Below are 19,792 nucleotides of genomic sequence, written 5' to 3'. Positions count from 1 at the left end.
CGCTGATGATGGCTGGCGCAGCGGACAAGGGTCCCAGGTGGCCGCCCCGGCAGTCGGCGCAAGGGTGGCCACGTGGCCCGGCGCGGGACGGCCGGACCGCGTTCGGGGGAGAGCAACGCCAGCAAAAAAATGTGGCAAGGAGAATTGTCATGCTCACAGATAAGCAAGTCATGGCTGTACTGCCGGCCAAGGATATCGACAGGGCCAGGGAATTCTACCGGGACAAGCTGGGCCTTGAACCCGCGCAGACGGTCGACAACGACAACCTCATCTACCGGTGCGGCAACGGAACCGGCTTCCTGCTTTACCGGACGGACAACGCCGGCTCCGCGAAGAATACCCAGATGGGCTGGGGCGTCGAAGACGTCGAAAAGGAAGTGGAAGAGTTGCGCGCCCGCGGGGTTGTTTTCGAAGACTACGACATGCCCGGCCTGAAAACCGAGAACGGCATCGCCACCATGGAAGGCATGGGCAAGGGTGCCTGGTTCCTGGACACTGAGGGCAACATCCTCAACATCTCCTCGATCCCCTCTTGACGGCCAGGGGCCGCAGCAGCAGGCTCAGCACATAGAACAACGACGCCGGCACCTGCCGCCGGGAGCGCCCCTTGCGCGGGTGCGCCGCAGCGGCAGGCCGGCGCCGCCGTCGAAGGGGCCGCAGGAAGGGGAACGCCGTGGATGGCGATGAAGTGGTGCCGGCGTCGAAAGGCGTGAGCGTTGAACTGCTGGCAACTGTGGACCTGGCGGGCAAGATCGACGGGATGGAGGGACGCCAACTGCGGATGCGTATGGTGACCATCGAGCCCGGCGGCGTCTTCGGTCCGCTGCATGACCACAAGGGCCGGCCCGGCACCGTCTATGTCCTTCAGGGCACCATCACCGAGCACCGGGACGGCGGGGTTACCGAGTACGGGCCCGGAGTGGGCTGGCGCGAGGACCGGCACACCACCCATTGGCTTGAGAACAGGGGCACGATTCCGGTGATCGAAATCTCCGTGGACATCGTCCGCAAGGACTGACCCCGCCTGATGCTTAGACGGCGGGTTCCCGCCTGCCCAGTGCCAGCCGGACGGCGTCCCGGAAGCTGAGCCTATTCCGCCGAGTCACCGCGATCACCGCGCCCAGCCCCGCCACCAGCACCACGATGCCTCCCGCAGCCACGGCCCAGCGCGCGCCGAACTCGCTGCCGATCCACCCCATCAGGGGCGCCCCCACCGCCGTTCCACCTTGGAGCACGGCAAAGTACAGGGCCAGCACACGGCCGCGGAAGTGCGGCTCCACCGAGAGCTGGATGCTGGTGTTGCAGTTGTTCAGGAACGTGATGGACGCCAGGCCCACGGGAACCAGCAATGCGGCGTAGAGCCAGAACGACGGCGCCACGCTCGCTGCCAGCGTGAAGATGCCCAGTCCCAGTGCCCCGCCGAGCAGGTACCGCAGCCGGGGCCCGGACCTGCGTGCCGCGAGCAGCGCGCCGGCCAGTGTGCCGACGGCCATGATGGAGCCAAGGAGGCCGAATTCGCTCGGGCCCATGTGGAACTCGGTGGTGGCCATCAGGGAGTTCGTGACCGGGAAGTTCATCCCGAAGGCGCCCAGTGCCCCCACCAGCACCATGATGAGCATGAGGTCCGGCCGGCGCCGGATGTAGCGGATGCCCTCAGCCACCTGGTGCTTGCTGCGGGCGGGACGGGCCGGCGGGGCGAGCTCGGACCTGCGGATCCTGAACAGCGAGACCAGGACGCCGGCAAAGCTGGCCGCATTCAGCAGGAATACCGGGCCGGTTCCTACCCAGGCGATGAGCACGCCGGCTATTGCCGGACCGGTGAGGCGTGCCGTGTTGAATGAGGCGGAGTTAAGTGCAACGGCGTTGGCGATGTTGTCCTGGCCGACGAGTTCGGACACGAAGGCCTGCCGGGCCGGAGCGTCCACGGCGCTGGCCACGCCCAGGCAGAACGCCGCCAGGTAGGCGTGCCACAGCTGGGCGGTACCGGTAACCACCAGGAGCCCGATGGCCAGGCCGGTCAAGCCCATGGCCAGCTGGGTCCAGCGCAGGATGATGCTCTTGCGGTAGCGGTCCGCCAGCACCCCGCCGTAGGGGCCGAAGAGCAGCATGGGCAGGAACTGCAGGCCCGTGGTGATGCCGACGGCGGCTCCGGAGTGGTCCGTGAGGACTGTCAGCACCAGCCAGTCCTGGGCCACGCGCTGCATCCAGGTGCCGATGTTGGAGACAAGGGCGCCGCTGGCCCAGATGCGGTAGTTGGGGTTTTCCAGCGCCCGGAACATCGCGCTCATTTGCCGCTCATCTCCTGCATGATGCGGGCGGCCTGGCTGAGGATCAACCGCTCTTCCCCGCTCAGCCCGGCCACACGCTGGGCGAGCCAGGCAGTGCGCTGGCTGCGTGCTTCTTCGAGTACGGTGCGGCCGGCATCGGTGATATCGATCCGGACCTGGCGGCCGTCGTCGGGATGGGCGGACCGGCCGACGAAGCCCTGGTCCGCGAGGGCGTTGACGATCCTGGTCATGGACGGGGCCTGGACGTGCTCGCGGTCGGCGAGTTCGCGAAGGGTGCGGGAACCGGACTCGTTCAGCTGGGCCAGGACGGTGTACTGCCCGGGGGTGATCACCTCCCCGGTGGCTTCGACCCTTAGCCTGCGCGAAGTGCGCATGACAGCGGTGCGGAGGTCGATGGCGAGGGTGTCCGGTGCGGTGGGGTCTGCGGTTTGCAGAGCTTTTGAGTGAGTGGGCGTCATATGTCCGGGTGCGCCTCCTGGCGGCGGTGACAATCAGGATACTGATGGTTAGCACTGCTAATTAGTTCTGCTAACCAGTATGCGCCTCTTGCTTGCCCGGGGCAACGGGTTGTGGGTGTGCTTCCTGCCATACCCCTTGCTCCGGGGATTGTTGAGGGGCCCCGGCTCTGGCCGGTACCGGTCGACGGGCGTAGGCTCAGGAGCACTATGACCGAGCAGCAGCCTTACGAGCTGGTCCGGCGCTACCCGCACTTCGAACTGCGCCGCTATCCGGAGTATGCCGTCGCCGAGGTTGCGGTGGCCGCGGACTTTGACCGTGCCGGCAACGCAGCTTTCCGCCACCTCTTCAACTACATCAGCGGAAACAACACGGGCCGGCAGAGGCTGGCCATGACCGCCCCGGTGATCCAGGAGCACGGCACTGGGGAGCAGGGGGCGCCGCAGAAGCTGGCGATGACTGCGCCGGTGATCCAGAGCGGCCCACTGCCGGGCAGCGGGGAGCCCGCCGAATTTGTTGTGGCCTTTGTGCTCCCGGCGGGAGTGACGGCGGAATCTGCCCCGGCACCCACGGACCCCAAAGTCACGCTGCGGGAGGTGCCGGGCTCCCTTGCCGCGGCTGTGCGCTTCTCCGGCAGCGGATCGGCGTCAGGTTTTGCGCGGCATAACGAGGGGCTGCAGGCGGCGCTTACCCTTGCCGGACTGACCCCCGTTGGGCCGCCCCGTTTTGCCCGCTTCGACCCGCCCTTCAAGCCCTGGTTCCTGCGGCGCAACGAAGTCATCCAGGACGTGCGCGAGTAGTCCGCAGCGCAAGGCCGGGCGATATCAGCCCCGGCAATGTGAGCCCTTAAAGGTCCGATAGTTTCCATGGTGGCGCAGGAAGCTGCTCGGAAAGTATCTTCCATCTATTCTGAACGTGCCTTCACCCGGATGCGGCCCGGCTTGTTAGCGCGCCCAGGCCCCGTGCCGCCTCAGAAATAGGCTTCTCCCACTTCGCCGTTATCTGTTGTTATTGCTGAAACTTTACGATAGTTTCTTCCGTGTGATGCAGGTCGCATTGGTGGGGAGCCCGCGGCCATATGCCAAACAAAGGACAATGATGACCAGCGAGCCCAGCGCCAGCACATCCGAACACCGCCTTAAACGCCTGCACGAACGCCTTGGCGGCATCGCCTACGGCGGGGACTACAACCCCGAACAGTGGCCCCGGGAGGTATGGCAGGACGACGTCCGGCTCATGAAGGAAGCCGGCGTCAACCTGGTCACCCTGGCCGTCTTCTCCTGGAGCCGGCTCGAAACCGCGGACGGGGTCTACGACTTCGGCTGGCTGGACGAAATCATGGACCTCCTGCACGCCAACGGCATCGGCGTGGATCTGGCTACCCCGGATGCCGTCCCGCCGGCCTGGCTCATCGCCCGGCATCCGGACATTCTCCCGGTCCTCGCGGACGGCTCCACCTTCGGCTTCGGCTCCCGCCAGCACTTCGACGTATCCCACCCGGCCTACCGGGAAAAGTCGCTGGCCATGGCGGAGAAAATGGGGGAGCGGTACGCCAACCACCCTGCCCTGTGCATGTGGCACGTCAACAACGAATACGGCCCCGTATCCTACGGCCCCCACGCGGACCGGGCCTTCCGCGAATGGCTGCAGGACAAGTACGGCAGCCTGGACGCTTTGAACGCCGCCTGGAGCACCGACGTGTGGGGCCAGGTCTACTCGGGGTGGTCCCAGGTTAACGCCCCCGCCCAGCCGCGGACCTGGTCCAACCCGTCCCGCCGCCTGGACTTCCACCGCTTCACCTCGGAGAGCATGCTGGCCCACTACAAGGCGGTACGAGACATCCTGCGCCGGCATACCCCGGACCTGCCTATCGTCACCAACTTCATGCGCTTCTACAAGAACAACGACTACTGGGCCTGGGCCGCCGAGGAGGATGCCGCCGCCCTGGACATCTACCCGGACCCGCGCGAGGACGACGCCCACGTGGCCGCCGCCCTCAACTTCGACCTGATGCGCTCCCTGCGGAAGGGCCAGCCCTGGCTGGTGATGGAACAGGCTACCGGCGCCGTCAGCCAGTGGTCCGTCAACGTTTCCAAGCTCCCGGGCAAGATGCGGCTGGGTTCCTACCAGGCCATCGCCCAGGGCGCCGACTCCATCCTCTTCTTCCAGTGGCGCCAGGCCAGGGGCGGCACGGAACGCTTCCACTCCGGCATGGTCAACCATGCCGGACCCAACACCCGCATCTTCCGGGAGGTCTGTGACCTGGGGCAGGAACTGAAGCACCTGGGCGCCATCACCGGCACCCGCTCTACGGCCAAAGTGGCCATGGTGTTCGACTGGGACTGCTGGTGGGCACTGGAACTGGGCAACTCCCCGCGCTCGGACCTGAACTACCCGCAGGAGGTCCTCCGCCTGTACCGGCCCTTCTTCGAGGCCAACACCACCGTGGACTTCGTGGACACGAAGAGCGACCTCAGCCAGTACAGCCTGCTGGTCCTGCCCGCCACCTACCTGTTGAGCGACCAAGCGGCACAGCGCATTCAGGACTGGGTCTCGGGCGGCGGCCGCCTGGTGGCCAGCTACCTGTCCGGCATTGTGGATCCGGACAACACCATCCGCCTTGGCGGCTACCCCGGCGCGCTGCGTAACGTCCTGGGCGCCTGGAGCGAAGAGATGCACCCGCTCGCCGGCGATGGCGAGGAAGTCAAACTTTCAACGGCCGACGGCGGCACGGCCTCCGCGGACTACTGGACCGAGCACCTGCACACCACCACGGCAGACGTCCTCGCCAGCTACGCCTCGGGCAGGCTGGCCGGCGCCCCGGCCGTCACCCGCAACAGCATCGGCGGCGGCAGCGCCCTGTATCTGTCCGCAAGGGTGGACAGCAGCTTCCTGGCGGAACTGCTCGCCGCCGAACGTGCCGCTGCCGGGATCTGCCCCGAACTGGACGCGCCGCTGGGAGTCCAGGTCCGCCGTCGTGCCGGCAACGGACGCAGCTACCTGATGGCCCTGAACCATAACGACGCCCCCGCCCTTGTGGACGTCGGGGCCGGCGGCACCGACCTGCTGGCAGGGGCAGCCGTGGCGGGCACCGTGGAGCTGGCCCCGAACGGCGTCCTGGTCCTCGAAGAAAAACCATCAGCATCAGCATCTACGGAAACAGGCCGGTAGGAGGCAGTCATGGCCATGCGATTGGAAGTGCCGCCCGAGGCAGCCACCACGGAACCGGCAAAGCGGCCCGATAAACCACGGAACAAACCGGGCAGCTGGAAGCTTGCCATCAAACGCGACTGGCGGCTCTACACCCTGGTGCTGCTGCCGCTGGCGTACTTCGCCGTATTCCGCTACCTGCCCATGGCAGGCAACGTGATCGCGTTCCGGCAGTTCCAGCCAGGCGGCAGCATCTTCGGCGAGAAATGGGTTGGCCTTAAATACGTCACCCTGTTCATCAACGATCCCAGCTTCTGGCAGGCGTTCCAGAACACCATTGTCCTGGGCGTCCTCACCCTCCTGTTCTGCTTTCCCATGCCCATCATCTTCGCGCTGATGCTCAACGAACTGCGCTCGCAGAAGTTCAAGAAGTTCGTCCAGACCGTGGCTTATCTGCCGCACTTCATGTCCGTGGTGATCATCGCCGGCATGATCCTGCAGAACTTCTCCATGACCGGCACCGTCAACCAGATCGCCAACACCGTCTTCGGCAGCACCGTGAACTTCACCCAGGACGCCGCCTGGTTCCGGCCCATGTACATCAGCTCCGAGGTGTGGCAGACCATGGGCTGGGGTGCCATCCTCTACCTGGCGGCCCTGACCCGGGTGGACGAGTCACTCTATGAGGCGGCCCGCATCGACGGCGCCAACCGCTGGCAACAGACCTGGCACGTCACCCTGCCGGCGATCCGGCCCACCATCATCACCCTGCTGATCCTTAACATCGGCACCTTCATGGCCGTGGGCTTCGAAAAGATCCTGCTGATCTACAACCCGCTGAACTACGAGACCTCCGACGTCATCTCCACCTACCTGTACCGGGTGGGCCTGGAGTCCAGCAACTTCAGCTACGCCGCCGCGATCGGCATGTTCGAATCCGTGATCGGCCTGACGCTGATCCTCTCCGCGAACGCCCTCTCAAAGCGGCTCGCAGGAACGAGCCTGTGGTGAAAGGGGCAACCATGAAAGAAACCGGAGTCCTGGTCAAGGATATGAAAGTCTCCAACGCCATGCGCGTGTTCCGGGGGGTGAACCTGGTATTCCTGCTGGTGGTGGTGTTCCTGACCCTGTACCCGTTCCTGAACATCATCGCGCAGAGCTTCTCCAGCGAGGGGTTCATCAACGCCGGCCAGGTCAACCTCTTCCCCAAGGGCTTCAACACCGAGACGTACCGGCTGATCCTTGCAGACTCGTCCTTCTGGCGGAACTACGGCAACACCGTCCTCTACACGGTGGTGGCCACCGCCATCTCCATGGTCCTGACCACCAGCTTCGCGTACGCCATTGCCAAGAAGGACCTGAAGGGCCGCAGCGTGTTCATCGGCATTGCCGTGTTCACCATGTTCTTCAACGGTGGCCTGATCCCCAACTACGTGCTCATCACCTCGCTGGGCATGCGGGACACGCTCTGGGCGGTGGTGCTGCCCAACGCCATCAGCGTCTTCAACCTGCTGATCATGAAGTCCTTCTTCGAGAACATGCCACGGGAACTGGAAGAGGCGGCGGCCATTGACGGGCTCACCCAGTACGGGGTCCTGTTCAAGGTGGTCCTGCCGCTGAGCAAGGCCATCGTGGCCACCATGGTGCTGTTCTACGCAGTGGCCAACTGGAACTCCTGGTTCCAGGCCTTCCTGTACCTGGACAACCCGGACCTCTTCCCGGTGACCATCTACCTGCGCAACATGATCGCCGGCGTCACCACGGCAGGGTCTGCCGGCGGCACGGCGGAGAACGTGGGCCAGATTGCCGCGAACATCCAGTCCGTCACCATCGTCCTCACCGTCATCCCCATCCTGTGCGTCTACCCCTTTGTCCAGAAGTACTTCTTTTCGGGCGTCATGCTCGGCTCCGTCAAGGAATAACCCGTTATGAAAGGAAAAACAATGATCCGCAGACGAGACTTCCTCGGCCTGTCCGCGCTCGCAGCCTTCGGCCTGGTAATGGCAGGGTGTGACTCCGATTCCGGCAGCAAGGTAGACACTTCCAAGGCACGCACCGGCGCGATGGACAGCTTCGGGGTGGGGGACACGTTCAAGGCGACGACGCCCCTGAGCTTCACCTTCCTCTTCAGTGACCAGCCCACCTACCCCATCAAGAAGGACTGGCTGCTGTTCACCAAGATGGCCAGCGACAACAACGTCACCCTGGAAACAACCGTGGTGCCGTTCAGCGATTATGAGCAGAAACGCAGCCTGCTCATCAGCTCCGGCAAGGCGCCGGAGATCATCGCCAAGACCTACCCCGGCCAGGAGAGCGCCTACGTGTCCTCCGGCGCCGTCCTGCCGGTCAGTGACTACGTGGACCTGATGCCGCACTACCAGGACAAGATCAAGAAGTGGAAGCTGGAACCGGAGATCGCCGGTCTCACCCAGGCGGATGGCAAGTACTACGTCCTCCCCGGCCTGCACGAGGAACTCTGGCCCGACTACACCTTGGCCTTCCGCACCGACATCCTGGAAAAGGAAGGCATTGCCGAGCCCAAGACCTGGGACGAGTTCCGCGAGGTGCTGCGCAAACTCAAGAAGGCCCACCCCGACGTCGTGCCCTTCTCCGACCGGTTCAACGGCAACAGCGTGCTCAACATTGCCGGCACCGCTTTCGGCACCGTGGCCGGCTGGGGGCTGGTGGACGGCCTGAGCTTCGACGAGGGCAAGAAGGAGTTCACGTTCGGCGCCGGCACCAGCCAGTTCAAGGACCTGGTGACGTACTTCAACTCGCTGGTGTCCGAAGGGCTGATGGACCCGGAGAGCTTCACGCAGACTGACGATTCGGCCATCCAGAAGTTCACGTCGGGCAAGTCGTTCGTGATCAGCGCCAACTCGCAGAACATCATCACCTACCGCACGTCCATGGAGCAGTCCCTGGGCAAGGGCAACTTCGCCGTCCGCAAGATCACCGTCCCGGGCGGCCCGGCGGGCGACATCATCGGCGGCTCGCGCCTGGAGAACGGCATCATGCTGAACTCGTCCGTCAAGGACAAGGACAGCTTCGTGGCACTGATGCAGTACATCGACTGGCTGTTCTACAGCGATGCCGGCCAGGAGTTCGCCAAGTGGGGGGTCGAGGGCACCACCTACACCAAGGAGGGCGGCAAGCGCGTCCTGGCCAAGGACATCAACTTCCAGGGCCTGAACCCCGCTGGCACCAAGGACCTGCGCGTGGATTATGGGTTCTCCGGCGGCAACTTCGCCTACGGCGGCACCACCGACCTGCTCCAGTCCACCTTTAACGAGGAGGAGCTGGCGTTCCAGAAGGCCATGAAGAGCAAGAAGCCGCGGCCGGTTTCCCCGCCCGTGCCGTACAACGACGCTGACCGCGAGCAGGCCACGCTGGTGCTCACCCCGCTGAAGGACCACGTCAAGCAGAACACGCTGAAGTTCATCACCGGCCAGCGTCCCCTCTCCGAGTTCGATGCCTACCTCAAGGAGCTGGACAGCAAGGGCATGGGCAAATACGTAGAGTTGGCCAACAAGGCGTACAAGGCGTACGCGGACAAGAAATAGGGCGGACGACGGCGGCCCGGGGACTTCCGCCGTGACCGAAAGGCTGTAGGTGGTTCAGAAGAAAGCGGAGTACGGTGCCGGCCCCCTGTTCAGGGTGGCCGGCACCGTGGCGGGCGTGATGATGGGCTCGGCCCTCCTGGTCCTGGCGAACCTGCTGCTGGTGCCGGCGCTGCTGCTGGCTCCTGCCGCCGGCACCTGGCTGCTGCTGGTCGCACTGGTGCCGCTCGGGCCTTCGCTGGTGGCCTGCGGCTACGCGTTCAACCGCCTCCTGGCCGGGCATGGGACCGGGGTGTTCCAGGACTTTATCCGCGGTTACCGGATGAACTTTGGCCAGGCTGCCCGGCTCTGGCTTCCTTACCTGCTCGTCCTGGCCATGATCGCGGCCAGCCTCACCGCGCTGCCCGCCGCCGTGGGGCCGGGGAGTGCCTCTGAGCCCGCCCTCCGGCTGGCGTTGCTGGTGCTGGCGCTGCTGGTGTCCACCGCGGCCCTGCATGCCCTGCTGTTGCTCTCCCGGTTCTCGTTCCGGACCCGGGACCTGCTCCGCCTGTCGCTGTACAGCTTCGGAGCTCAGAAGCGGGTGGCCCTCGGAAACGCCGGGATCCTGTTTGTCACCGCCACGCTGCTGCTGGCCACCACCGCGTTCCTACTGCCGGTTATTGCCGGCACCGTGGTGTTCCTGGCCTGCCTGAACTCCCGGCCGCTGCTGCGCCTGGTGGAGGAGCGCTTCACCGCTGGCTAGGGCCCCGTACCGAGGAGTCACCGCAACTGGCGTCAGCATCTCCCGTTCGAAGCCCACCACGCGGCGCTCGCCGTGCAGGATCACTTCGTGCGTGTGGACGTCGGCAGTACTGGACGTCGCCACGTGCAGCTTCACCAGGCCCGGCGTCACCACCCGCCTCAGGTCCACGCCGGTGAAGGACGTCCGGTCCGCGTGCACCGTGAACTCCACGCGGGCCGAGGCCCCGGCAGCGAGTTCCACCCGGGCGTAGCCAATGAGCTCCCGCACGGGCCGGACCACCTCGCCCACAGGGTCCTCCAGATACAGCTGCACCACTTCAGCGCCGTCGAGGGCACCGGTGTTGGTGAGCGTGCAACCGACCGTGACCGTGCCAGACGTTGACATGGTCGCCAAATCCGAGGCATGGTCCGAGAACCCGAAGGCCGTGTAGGACAGGCCGTGGCCGAAGCCGAACAGCGGGGACGGGTCCAGAGCGCTGACCTCGGTCCTGCCGGCCAGGCGGCTGTGCAGGTAGGTGCCCGGCTGGCCCCCGGAGGTGCGCGGCACGGAGACGGGAAGTTTGCCGGACGGGTTTACCGCCCCTGTCAGCACGTCCCACAGCGCCTCGGCACCCTCCTCGCCCGGGAAGAATCCCTGGACCGTTGCCCCGGCCCGCTCGGCGAAGTCGCCCAGGGCGTAAGGACGCCCGCTCAGGACTACGACGACGGTCCGCGTCCCTGCTGCCTCGGCGGCGGACAGCACCCGCTCCAGCATGGCGTGCTGGTCGCCGGGGAGCCGGAGGTCCGCCGCATCGTTGCCTTCGCCGGAGGTGCCCCGGCCGAAGAGGCCGGCGTTGTCGCCAACCACCACCACGCAGGTATCCACGGCCGCGGCGATGCCGCACGCCTCCAGGATTTGTTCTTCGCTAATCACCTCGCAGGTTCCCGTTGCGGCAGTGCTGACTGACTCAAAGCGGGCGGCGGCAGCGCCGGCCACCGTCGGAACCCGGATGCCCATGGGCACGTCCGGATGCGAGGCGCCCACATGGGCGTCGAACGAGTAGCAGCCCAGCATCGCGAACGGATCCTCGGCCAGGGGCCCCACAACGCCCAGTGTGTGGCCGGCTGAGCCGGGCGACGCCGTTGCCGGGCCCGACAGCGGCAGGCATGGCCCGCCGTCGTGCGTCCTGTTGGTGAGCAGCACCATCGACTGGGCCGCGATCTCCCGGGCCAGGGCACGGTTCGCCGCCGGGTCCAGATCGATCGATCCGGCAGTAAGGACCGGGGGAGCGGGACTGAAGTCGTGGGCGAGCAGCCCTGCTTCCTCCTTCTGCCGCAGCACTCGGCGCAGGGCGGTGTCAACCAGCGACTCAGGAACCGCACCGGACCGGACGCGCTCCAGCAGCGGAGTGCCATAGCAGTTCACGGTGGGCAGTTCCACGTCCACCCCGGCCGCCAGGGCAAGGGCGGCGGCTTCGCCGGAATCGGCGGCGACGCCATGCGTGACGTTCAGGAATGCGACGCCGAAATAGTCAGCCACCACCGTCCCGGCGAAGCCCCACTCTTCACGCAGCAGGGCGGTCAGCAGGGCCCGGTTCGCGGCGGCCGGGACACCGTCAGTGTCCGTGTATGCGTGCATCACGGAGCGGGCGCCGCCGTGCTTAATGGCAAGTTCGAACGGCGGCAGCATCACGTCAGCGAGTTCGCGCGGCCCCATGGACACCGGCGCGTGGTTGCGGCCGGCACGGGACGCGGAATAGCCCACGAAGTGCTTGAGCGTGGCCACGATCCCGGACTGTTCCAGGCCCGAGACGTAGGCGCTGGCGAGCGTGCCCACCAGGTAGGGGTCCTCGCCGATGGTTTCCTCCACCCGGCCCCAGCGCAGGTCCCGCACCACGTCGAGTACGGGCGCCAATCCCTGGTGGACGCCGAGCGCGCGCATCTGGGCGCCGATCAGTCCGGCCATCCGGTGCACCAGGACCGGGTTGAAGGTGGCGCCCCAGGCCAGGGGCACGGGGAATGCGGTGGCTTTCCAGGCGGCCAGCCCGGCGAGGCATTCCTCGTGCACCTGCGCCGGGATCCGGAAGCGGGAGGCAGCCATGATCTGTTCCTGCGCCGCCGCCAGCCGGCGCGCGCCTTCCAGCGGTTCCAGCGGCACGGTGCCGTACATCCGGGTGATCTGGCCGAGGCCGGAGGAGATCACGTCCTCCCAGGACCGGGCGTCGCCGGCCATTTCGTTCTGGAGCGGTGCCACGGAGTCGCCGTCCGTGGACGCGTTCACCCACACGCCCACCAACTGCGCGAGTTTCTCCTCCAGTGTCATCTGCCGCACCAGGTCTTCCACGGAACGTCCGACGGCGAGGTGGGCGTTCTCGCCGGACGCGTCGCTGGGTGGGGCTTGCTTTTCGGCGGCACCGCTGGTCACGGGCGTCTCCTTGCAGTGGGAAAGTAGTTTCTAAGAAAGTATCAGAAACTTTTGTTTAGTTTCTAGGTCAAATTCCCTTGACTCTTCAGCGCAAGCGTTCCTACGGTTGAGAGCGTGGGTCGTCATTCCCGGCCGGACGGCTTCCCGAAAGTTCAAGCGCAGCACCGAAACTTTCTCAGAGCGCGGCCCTTACACCCGCTTCAACAGGCGATCACTGCAAAGACGGAGAGAACATGCGGACGTACAAAGTGGCCATCGTAGGAACCGGCGGCATCGCGGCCGTTCACGCGGACAACCTGGCCCGCACTGGCGGACGCGCCGAGCTCGTGGCCGCCTGCGATGTGGACCAGGGCCGGCTGGAGGCTTTCGCGGACGCGCACCGAATTCCCGGCAGGTACCTGGACCTCGCGGACCTCCTGGCGCAGGCAAAGCCGGACATCGTGCACCTGTGCACCCCACCCATGCTGCACATCGACCAGGCCATCGAATGCCTTGAGGCGGGGGTCCACGTGCTCTCCGAGAAGCCGCCGGCGTTAAGCCTTGCCGACTTCGACCGGCTGGAGAAGGCGCAGGTGAAGGGCGGCGCCCAGTTCTCCTGCGTGTTCCAGCACCGCTTCGGTGATGCCTCCGCGGCAGCGCAGCGGCTGATTGCCGGGACGGAGTTTGGCCGTCCCCTGGTGGCCCGTTGCGACACCCTCTGGTACCGACCGGACAGCTACTGGGACCTGCCCTGGCGCGGCACGTGGAGCGCCGAGGGCGGCGGGCCCACCATGGGCCACGGCATCCATCAGTTCGACCTGCTGCTGCACCTGCTCGGCCCTTGGGAGGAGGTCACGGCGATTGCCGGCCGGCAGGCACGCGCCACGTCCACGGAAGACCTGTCCGCCGCGCTGGTCCGGTTCCGCAACGGGACCGTGGCCACCGTCATCAACTCCCTGCTCTCGCCCCGGGAAACCTCCGACATCCGGATCGACTGTGAATTCGCCACGGTGGAACTGAGCCACCTCTACGGTTACAGCACCGGCAACTGGACCATCACCGGTGCGCCGGGCTACGAGGAACGGGTTGACGGGGCCTGGGCCGCGCAACCGCTGGAACGCGGCAGCGGCCACAGTGCCCAGTTCCTGGCGATGTATGACGCGCTCGACGCCGGCCGTCCCCTTCCTGCCGGAGCGGACTCCGCCCGGCAGACGCTGGAACTCGCTGCCGCGATTTACGCCTCTGCGTTCACCGGCCAGCCAGTGCGGCGCGGGGTGATCGTTCCCGGACACCCCTTCTACGGCGGCATGGACGGCGACGGCCTCGGCGCCAAGGTCCTGGATGCCACAGCCCTGAACGAAACCGCCTTCGATTCCATCCGCGCCTGACCGCCAACTTCCCCAGGAGATCCCCATGACCACACCAGCGAGCGCAGTTCCCCGGGCAGCCACCGTGGGCCGCCTCAGTTTCGACGATGATGGAGCAGCCCTTACCTTCACCGTCAGCGGCCGGCCCATCGCCACTTATACCTACAAGCCGGCCGATGACCAGTACGAGAGCCCCCGGCCGTTCTTCCATCCGCTCACCACCTTGGGCGGGGACGAGGTCACCATTTCCCGCCCGTGGGACCACGTCTGGCACAAGGGGCTTTCCTGGGCTCTGCCGAACGTGGGCAGGCACAACTTCTGGGGCGGCGCCACGTACACGCGCGCCACCGAGTACGCCAACCTGGACAACAACGGCGCCATGACCCACGGGTCCTTCACCGGGATCGACCAGTCCGACGCCGGGATCACCGCCTCGGAGTCCCTCACCTGGACCTCGCAGGAAGGGGAGCCCGTCATTGCGGAGAGCCGCCGCTTCGGCATTCAACTGCTGGAAGGAGAAGCCGGCAGCCACGCCGGGGGTGCGTACGCCATCCTCTTCGAGACCCGGATGAGCAACATCTCCGGCGAGGAGATCAGCATCGGCAGCCCCACCACCGAGGGCCGCCACAACGCCGGCTACGGGGGCCTGTTCTGGCGCGGCCCCCGCTCGTTCACCGGCGGCACGTTCCGGAACCAGGACGGCACGGGCACTGACGAGTTCATGGGCACGCGCTCGCCGTGGATCGCCTTCACCGGCACACACGACGGGAGCTGCCGGTCCTCAACCATTGCCTTCGTGGAAGACGCGGGCAACCCCGGAGCACCCAACCAGTGGTTCGCCAGGTCGTCCATGTTCGCGTGCCTGGGCTCAGCCCCGTTCTTCAGCGCGGAGGTGCCGCTACGCGAGGGCTCGCCGCTGATGTACCGCTACGCCGTGATCATTGCCGACGGCGGCGTGGACGCCGAGCGTGCGCAGCGGCTGGCCGACGCCGCGCAGGCCGCACTCAACAGCTGGGCATAGGTGTGGGGTCCACCTTTCCGGGCGCCACCGGACTGTCCGAGATCAGCATTTACGACTGGCCCGGAGCCGACGGCGCCGCAGGCGGCTCCCCGCACGTGCACACCGCCTCCACGGAGGCCTACGTGGTGCTGTCCGGTTCCGGACGTCTTGAAACCCTGGACTCACGGGGCTACACATCCACCCCGCTGGTCCCGGGCGTGGTCTTGTGGTTCACTCCCGGCACCGTGCACCGTGCCGTGAACGATTCCGGCGACCTGAAGGTCCTGGTGGTGATGCAGAACGCGGGGCTGCCCGAGCATGGGGACGCTGTCATGACCTTCCCGCCGGAGTATCTCGCGGACAGCGGAACGTACCGCAGGGCTGCAACGCTCGAGCACAAGGACGCCGACGCCGGACTGGCCGCCGGGGAGGAAGCCGCCCGCCGCCGTCGTGACCTGGCGCTGGAGGGGTACCTTTCGCTCAAGGATGCCGTGATGGAATCCGGGCCGGACGCCTTGGCCGGCTTCCACGCGGCGGCTGCCCGGCTGGTCAGGGCCAGGACTGGGCAGTGGGCGGAGCTGCTGGCCGGGGGAGCAGCCCGGCAGGCGGCGGCCACGCAGCAGCAATTGGCGGCCCTGGACACGGCAGAAAGTTTCTATCTGGCCAACGCCAGAACTACCATGGGAAAACGGGAAAAGCGCAGGATTTACGGCATGTGTGGCCGGATCCAGACGTGGGAACTTTCCGATAACTAGCGCCGGGCGCGGAGTCCGGGTGAGAGGTGGTTTCCGTGGTGAGCAAGCAGGACACCAGGCGCGCGACGATCAGCGAGATCGCCCGGGAGGCAGGCGTTTCGGTCCCCACCGTCTCCAAAGTCCTCAACGGGCACGCCCACGTGGCGGCGGAAACGCGTGCGCGGGTGGAAGAGATCATTGCCCGGCGGGATTATGCCCGCCGGCCCGCCAAGCGCCGGCAGAAGGCCGGCTTGGTGGACCTTGTGTTCCCGGGCCTGGGTTCCGAATGGGCGCTGGAGATCATCGAGGGCGTGGAGCGCGTGGCGCAGGACGCCGGGTACGGCACCGTGGTGAGCAGCCTCAGCCTTGACGGCTCCAGGATCCGGCCCTGGCTGGCCAATCTGGCCGAGCGGAAATCCGATGGCCTGCTGATGGCGGTGTACCAGTTGGACGCCAAGCAGATCCAGAGGGTCAAGTCGCTGGGAATTCCTGTGGTGCTGATCGATCCCGTGGGCCAGCCCGGTCCGGATCTGATGACGGTGGGCGCGGCTAACTGGGAGGGCGGCTTCTCAGCCACCGACCACCTGCTGCAGCTGGGGCACAAGAGAATCGCCATGATCGGCGGACGCGAGGACCTGCAGTGCAGCAGCGCCCGCGAGGACGGCTACAGTGCGGCGCTTCGCCGGGCCGGTATTGCCCTGGACCCGGCGCTCATGGTGCCGGGCGATTTCTCGATCGAAGCCGGCGAGGCCGCCACGCGCAAGCTGCTGGAGCTGCCAAACCGGCCGACCGCGATCTTCACCGGCAATGACGACCAGGCGCTGGGCGCCTACCGGGCGGCGCGTGCTGCCGGGCTCCGGATTCCGGAGGATCTGTCCATCATCGGGTTCGACGACGTTCCTGCTGCGGGGTGGGTTGAGCCGGGGCTGACCACCATCCGCCAGCCGGTGGTGCAGATGGCTGAGACTGCTATGCGGGCGCTGCTGCGCCACCTGGACGGGGATGAGGAACTGCCGCAGCGGATCGAACTGGGCACAGAACTGGTGGTGCGGGGCTCGACGGCGCCGCCCGCCGGGAAGTAGCTCTCCCGTTTTGCCGGTGGCTGCCTATTTCTTGTAGGCGTCGCGGACGGCTGCCGGCGTCTGCCCCTGCATCACCCACCGGTTGCCGTCAGGGTCGCTGAAGTAGGCGAACAGGACGCCACCCAAGTCCTGGATGTCGCTGATATCGGCGCCGCGCCCCACCAGCTCGTTCCTGACCTCTGTGATGTCCGGAACTACAAGCTGCAACCCGTCGAGGCTGCCCGCTGCCATGGTGGTCATTCCCGTGCCGATGACAATTGAAGCCGCGGAACCCGGAGGGGTCAGCTGGACCACGCGCATCCCGGGAATGTGCTCCACGTCGTGGTCCAGGACGAAGCCCAGCTTTTCGGTATAAAAGGCCTTTGACCTGTCGACGTCGGACACGGGGACCTGGACAACCTCGAGGCGCATCTGCATGCGGGCCACTTTATCGATGACCCAGCCGGCTGGGAATGGGATCCTTCCCGCGCTGGTCCGGACGTGGTTTGCGCCGGAATTGTTAAGCGCCGAAGCCCAAATGCGAAGTGGTTCCTCAAGGTCCCATCAAGACTGGCTGAATGTTGGCTGAGGAACGCGAAAGCGGGGCGAAATGTCCCTGAACAGCACATAGGCTCCGGACGACAAGTTTGTCGGGCTTAGCAGCAGGCCCGGCAAATGCAGGGCCCCGTTTGTGGTCCGCATCAATGGGGAAACAATGTCCGATTACCGAACCCTTCCCGGGTCCGTTCCGCCTGCTCATCAACCGAAGCCGCCGCGCAAGCCCCGCGCCTCCACCTTTGTCGTCGGCGGCATCACCGCACTGTTCATGCTCCTGGGCGCAATGAGCAAGGGCATCGGCCTCGCGCTCATCTTCCTGGCCATCACAGCGGCGCTCACCGGTTTGTACGTCCTCGCCACTGGGCGGCGCTCCTGGGCATGGCTTCCCGCCCGGCGCAAAGCCGGCGCTGTCGCGCTTGCCGCGTCCCTTGTCCTTTTCGTCGGCGGGGGCATTGCCCTGCCGCACGTTTCAGGCGCGGACCTCGAGGCGGCGTCGTCTGGGAGCGCGGCTAAGGCGGCGACCGCGAAGGCAAGCGCCACCGCCCCAGCCAGCCCGTCGCCGTCGTCCATTCCCACGCCGACTCCGACGGCGCAGGACACCGGGGAACCGCTGGACCCGGACAACCCGTACGTTCTGGCGGCAGGAGTTGCGGCCACCGCGCCCCATGCGCAGCCCGCCTACGCCACCAAGGCGCTGGATCTGCTGGCCACCCTTCCCATCAAGGGCCGGGCGCCGAAGACCGGGTACGACCGGGCCCTGTTCGGCCAGGCGTGGGCGGATGTTGACCGTAACGGCTGCGACACCCGCAACGACATCCTCAAGCGGGACCTGACCGGCATCACGTATACGAACAGCGTGCCCTGCAAGGTCCAGTCGGGCACCCTGGCCGACCCCTACACGGGCACGAGCATCAGCTTTGTCCGCGGTTCCGCCACCAGCAGCGCAGTGCAGATCGACCACGTGGTGGCGTTGAGCGATGCCTGGCAGAAGGGAGCCCAGCAGCTGACCACGGAGCAGCGGACCGCGTTCGCTAACGATCCGTTGAACCTGCAGGCCACAGACGGGCCCACGAACATCAAGAAGGGCGACGGCGACGCCGCCACCTGGCTGCCGCCCAACAAAGGTTTCCGTTGCGAGTACGTAGCCCGGCAGATTTCGGTCAAGGCGACGTACGGGCTGTGGGTCACCCAGGCGGAACATGACGCTATGGCACGCATCCTGGGCGATTGCTCGGGGCAGTTGGCGCCAACGAACCAGACGGCACCTGTCGTTGAACCGGTTCCGGCCCCTGCTGCCGTGGCTCCCGCCGCTCCAGTTGCGCCGGCACCTGTTGCTCCGGCGCCTGCCCCTGCTGCCCCGGCACCCGCTCCTGTTGCTCCGGCGCCTGTTGCCCCTGCCCCTGCTGTTCCGGCGCCTGCGCCGGCCGCCGTCTACTACGCCAACTGCGCGGCGGTCCGTGCCGCCGGAGCTGCGCCGCTGTACGCCGGCCAGGCAGGCTATCGCTCTGCACTTGACCGTGACTCCGACGGCATCGCCTGCGAGTAGCGGCGCCCACGTCCTTCCATCACCATCACAACCATTCCTAGGGGGAAACATGAAAGAAAGTTCCAAACTTGCAGCTGGCACATTGCAGAAGACTCTGGCGCTGGCCGTGCTGACCGGGCTTCTGCTGACGGGGTGCGGCGGCAAGCAGGCGGCGACGCAGCCGACGGCCACGGCAACCGCTGTTTCGCAGACAACTGAGAACGTCACAGTTCCCGGGGTGGTTGGCCTGACGCTGGACAAGGCGACAGACCAGCTGAAGAAGCTCGGGCTCAAGGTCGAAGCCGTGGACACCGCCCACGGCAAGTCCATCATCGTCGAGAAAAACTGGCAGGTGATTTCACAGGACCCCGCCAACGGGGCACAGGCGGCCAAGGGTTCTGCGGTGCACCTCGGTGTCAAGAGCCTTGACGATATCGCAGCGGAGAAAGCCGCCGCTGAGAAGGCTGCAGCGGACAAGGCCGCAGCAGAACAGGCCGCTGCGGCAAAGGCGGCTGCAGATAAAGCTGCTGCCGAACAGGCCGCTGCTGCAAAAGCTGCCGCGGACCAGGCCGCGCGGGATGCAGCAGCCAAGGCAGCCGCAGAGCAGGCAGCTGCCCAGAAGACTGTCCCGGCTCCGGTCCAAGCACCGGCACCGGCACCGGCACCGGCGCCGGCGACGGCGTACTACGCCAACTGCTCTGCCGCGAAGGCCGCAGGCGCCGCGCCCCTGTACAGGGGACAGGCAGGATACAGCTCTTCCCTCGACCGTGACGGGGACGGCGTTGCCTGCGAGCGATAGCCGGTCCTGGCACGACTAGGACATGCCGTGGACGCCTCTTCCGGGAGGTGTCCACGGCATTGCTCTTTCTGTGCTGCAGCACACACAAAGCCATGACGACGGCGGAGGGCCGCCTGAGTGCCTCCAAGGCCCCTTCTGCCGCGGAAATCCGGGGAATCGGAGGCCCCCGA

At 66.4% G+C, this 19,792-nt stretch carries 18 protein-coding genes; 14 read left to right on the top strand and 4 right to left on the bottom strand.

The window, feature by feature from the left end; all coding sequences use genetic code 11:
• Nucleotides 1-149 precede the first annotated feature (149 nt).
• Nucleotides 150-536 carry a VOC family protein gene (locus tag AC3IMC_RS16650; RefSeq protein ID WP_454482382.1) on the top strand — a complete coding sequence of 129 codons (387 nt, stop codon included), beginning with the start codon at nucleotides 150-152 and terminating at the stop codon, nucleotides 534-536.
• Nucleotides 537-673: 137 nt separating this feature from the next.
• Nucleotides 674-1,018 carry a cupin domain-containing protein gene (locus tag AC3IMC_RS16645; protein ID WP_490919756.1) on the top strand — a complete coding sequence of 115 codons (345 nt, stop codon included), beginning with the start codon at nucleotides 674-676 and terminating at the stop codon, nucleotides 1,016-1,018.
• A gap of 13 nt (nucleotides 1,019-1,031) precedes the next feature.
• Here the strand turns inward: AC3IMC_RS16645 and AC3IMC_RS16640 are convergent, their stop codons facing one another.
• Complete coding sequence (locus AC3IMC_RS16640; protein ID WP_490919755.1) at nucleotides 1,032-2,288, bottom strand: MFS transporter; 1,257 nt, start codon at nucleotides 2,286-2,288, stop codon at nucleotides 1,032-1,034.
• Nucleotides 2,285-2,746: a MarR family winged helix-turn-helix transcriptional regulator gene (locus AC3IMC_RS16635; RefSeq protein WP_490919754.1), complete on the bottom strand. Its 462-nt coding sequence runs from the start codon at nucleotides 2,744-2,746 to the stop codon at nucleotides 2,285-2,287. The genes AC3IMC_RS16640 and AC3IMC_RS16635 overlap by 4 nt, the downstream gene beginning before the upstream one ends.
• Nucleotides 2,747-2,953: 207 nt before the next feature.
• On the opposite strand from AC3IMC_RS16635, the gene AC3IMC_RS16630 reads away from it, so the two are divergent.
• From AC3IMC_RS16630 to AC3IMC_RS16605, 6 genes are all read left to right on the top strand, one after another.
• Nucleotides 2,954-3,544 carry an SOUL family heme-binding protein gene (locus AC3IMC_RS16630; RefSeq protein WP_490919753.1) on the top strand — a complete coding sequence of 197 codons (591 nt, stop codon included), beginning with the start codon at nucleotides 2,954-2,956 and terminating at the stop codon, nucleotides 3,542-3,544.
• A gap of 298 nt (nucleotides 3,545-3,842) precedes the next feature.
• Nucleotides 3,843-5,915 carry a beta-galactosidase gene (locus tag AC3IMC_RS16625; RefSeq protein ID WP_490919752.1) on the top strand — a complete coding sequence of 691 codons (2,073 nt, stop codon included), beginning with the start codon at nucleotides 3,843-3,845 and terminating at the stop codon, nucleotides 5,913-5,915.
• A 9-nt stretch (nucleotides 5,916-5,924) separates the two neighbouring features.
• Nucleotides 5,925-6,905: an ABC transporter permease gene (locus AC3IMC_RS16620; RefSeq protein WP_490919750.1), complete on the top strand. Its 981-nt coding sequence runs from the start codon at nucleotides 5,925-5,927 to the stop codon at nucleotides 6,903-6,905.
• Between the two features lie 11 nt (nucleotides 6,906-6,916).
• A complete protein-coding gene (locus AC3IMC_RS16615; RefSeq protein WP_221386993.1) occupies nucleotides 6,917-7,816 on the top strand; it encodes a carbohydrate ABC transporter permease in 900 nt (299 codons plus the stop codon).
• A 6-nt stretch (nucleotides 7,817-7,822) separates the two neighbouring features.
• On the top strand, nucleotides 7,823-9,457 hold the full coding sequence (locus AC3IMC_RS16610) for an ABC transporter substrate-binding protein (RefSeq protein WP_490919749.1): 1,635 nt from the start codon (nucleotides 7,823-7,825) through the stop codon (nucleotides 9,455-9,457).
• 49 nt (nucleotides 9,458-9,506) lie between these two features.
• The gene (locus tag AC3IMC_RS16605; RefSeq protein ID WP_490919748.1) at nucleotides 9,507-10,196 is read left to right on the top strand and encodes a DUF624 domain-containing protein; all 690 of its coding nucleotides are present in this window, start codon (nucleotides 9,507-9,509) and stop codon (nucleotides 10,194-10,196) included.
• On the opposite strand, the gene AC3IMC_RS16600 is transcribed toward AC3IMC_RS16605, so the two are convergent.
• Nucleotides 10,101-12,599 carry a glycoside hydrolase family 3 N-terminal domain-containing protein gene (locus tag AC3IMC_RS16600; RefSeq protein WP_490919747.1) on the bottom strand — a complete coding sequence of 833 codons (2,499 nt, stop codon included), beginning with the start codon at nucleotides 12,597-12,599 and terminating at the stop codon, nucleotides 10,101-10,103. The two genes, AC3IMC_RS16605 and AC3IMC_RS16600, sit on opposite strands and share 96 nt — an antisense overlap.
• Nucleotides 12,600-12,832: 233 nt before the next feature.
• Between AC3IMC_RS16600 and AC3IMC_RS16595 the strand changes: the two genes are divergently transcribed.
• The 4 genes from AC3IMC_RS16595 to AC3IMC_RS16580 are packed head-to-tail and all read left to right on the top strand — an operon-like array spanning nucleotide 12,833 to nucleotide 16,761.
• Complete coding sequence (locus AC3IMC_RS16595) at nucleotides 12,833-13,966, top strand: Gfo/Idh/MocA family protein (protein ID WP_490919745.1); 1,134 nt, start codon at nucleotides 12,833-12,835, stop codon at nucleotides 13,964-13,966.
• 25 nt (nucleotides 13,967-13,991) lie between these two features.
• Complete coding sequence (locus AC3IMC_RS16590) at nucleotides 13,992-14,966, top strand: DUF6807 domain-containing protein (protein WP_490919744.1); 975 nt, start codon at nucleotides 13,992-13,994, stop codon at nucleotides 14,964-14,966.
• Nucleotides 14,967-14,968: 2 nt separating this feature from the next.
• Nucleotides 14,969-15,700: a cupin domain-containing protein gene (locus AC3IMC_RS16585; protein WP_490919743.1), complete on the top strand. Its 732-nt coding sequence runs from the start codon at nucleotides 14,969-14,971 to the stop codon at nucleotides 15,698-15,700.
• A 35-nt stretch (nucleotides 15,701-15,735) separates the two neighbouring features.
• Entirely contained in the window at nucleotides 15,736-16,761 is a 1,026-nt protein-coding gene (locus AC3IMC_RS16580; RefSeq protein ID WP_490919742.1) for a LacI family DNA-binding transcriptional regulator, read from the top strand.
• A 24-nt stretch (nucleotides 16,762-16,785) separates the two neighbouring features.
• Here AC3IMC_RS16580 and AC3IMC_RS16575 read toward each other — a convergent pair whose 3' ends face one another.
• A complete protein-coding gene (locus tag AC3IMC_RS16575) occupies nucleotides 16,786-17,178 on the bottom strand; it encodes a VOC family protein (protein ID WP_490919741.1) in 393 nt (130 codons plus the stop codon).
• Nucleotides 17,179-17,455: 277 nt separating this feature from the next.
• Here AC3IMC_RS16575 and AC3IMC_RS16570 point away from each other — a divergent pair, with 277 nt between their 5' ends.
• Both AC3IMC_RS16570 and AC3IMC_RS16565 read left to right on the top strand, forming a co-directional pair.
• Entirely contained in the window at nucleotides 17,456-18,844 is a 1,389-nt protein-coding gene (locus AC3IMC_RS16570) for a GmrSD restriction endonuclease domain-containing protein (protein ID WP_490919740.1), read from the top strand.
• 49 nt (nucleotides 18,845-18,893) lie between these two features.
• Nucleotides 18,894-19,622: an excalibur calcium-binding domain-containing protein gene (locus tag AC3IMC_RS16565; protein WP_490919739.1), complete on the top strand. Its 729-nt coding sequence runs from the start codon at nucleotides 18,894-18,896 to the stop codon at nucleotides 19,620-19,622.
• Nucleotides 19,623-19,792 lie beyond the last annotated feature (170 nt).

The organism is Arthrobacter sp. E70, assembly GCF_058266945.1.
Note: the sequence above shows the minus strand (reverse complement) of the source record. Positions and strands in the feature narration are given on the sequence as shown.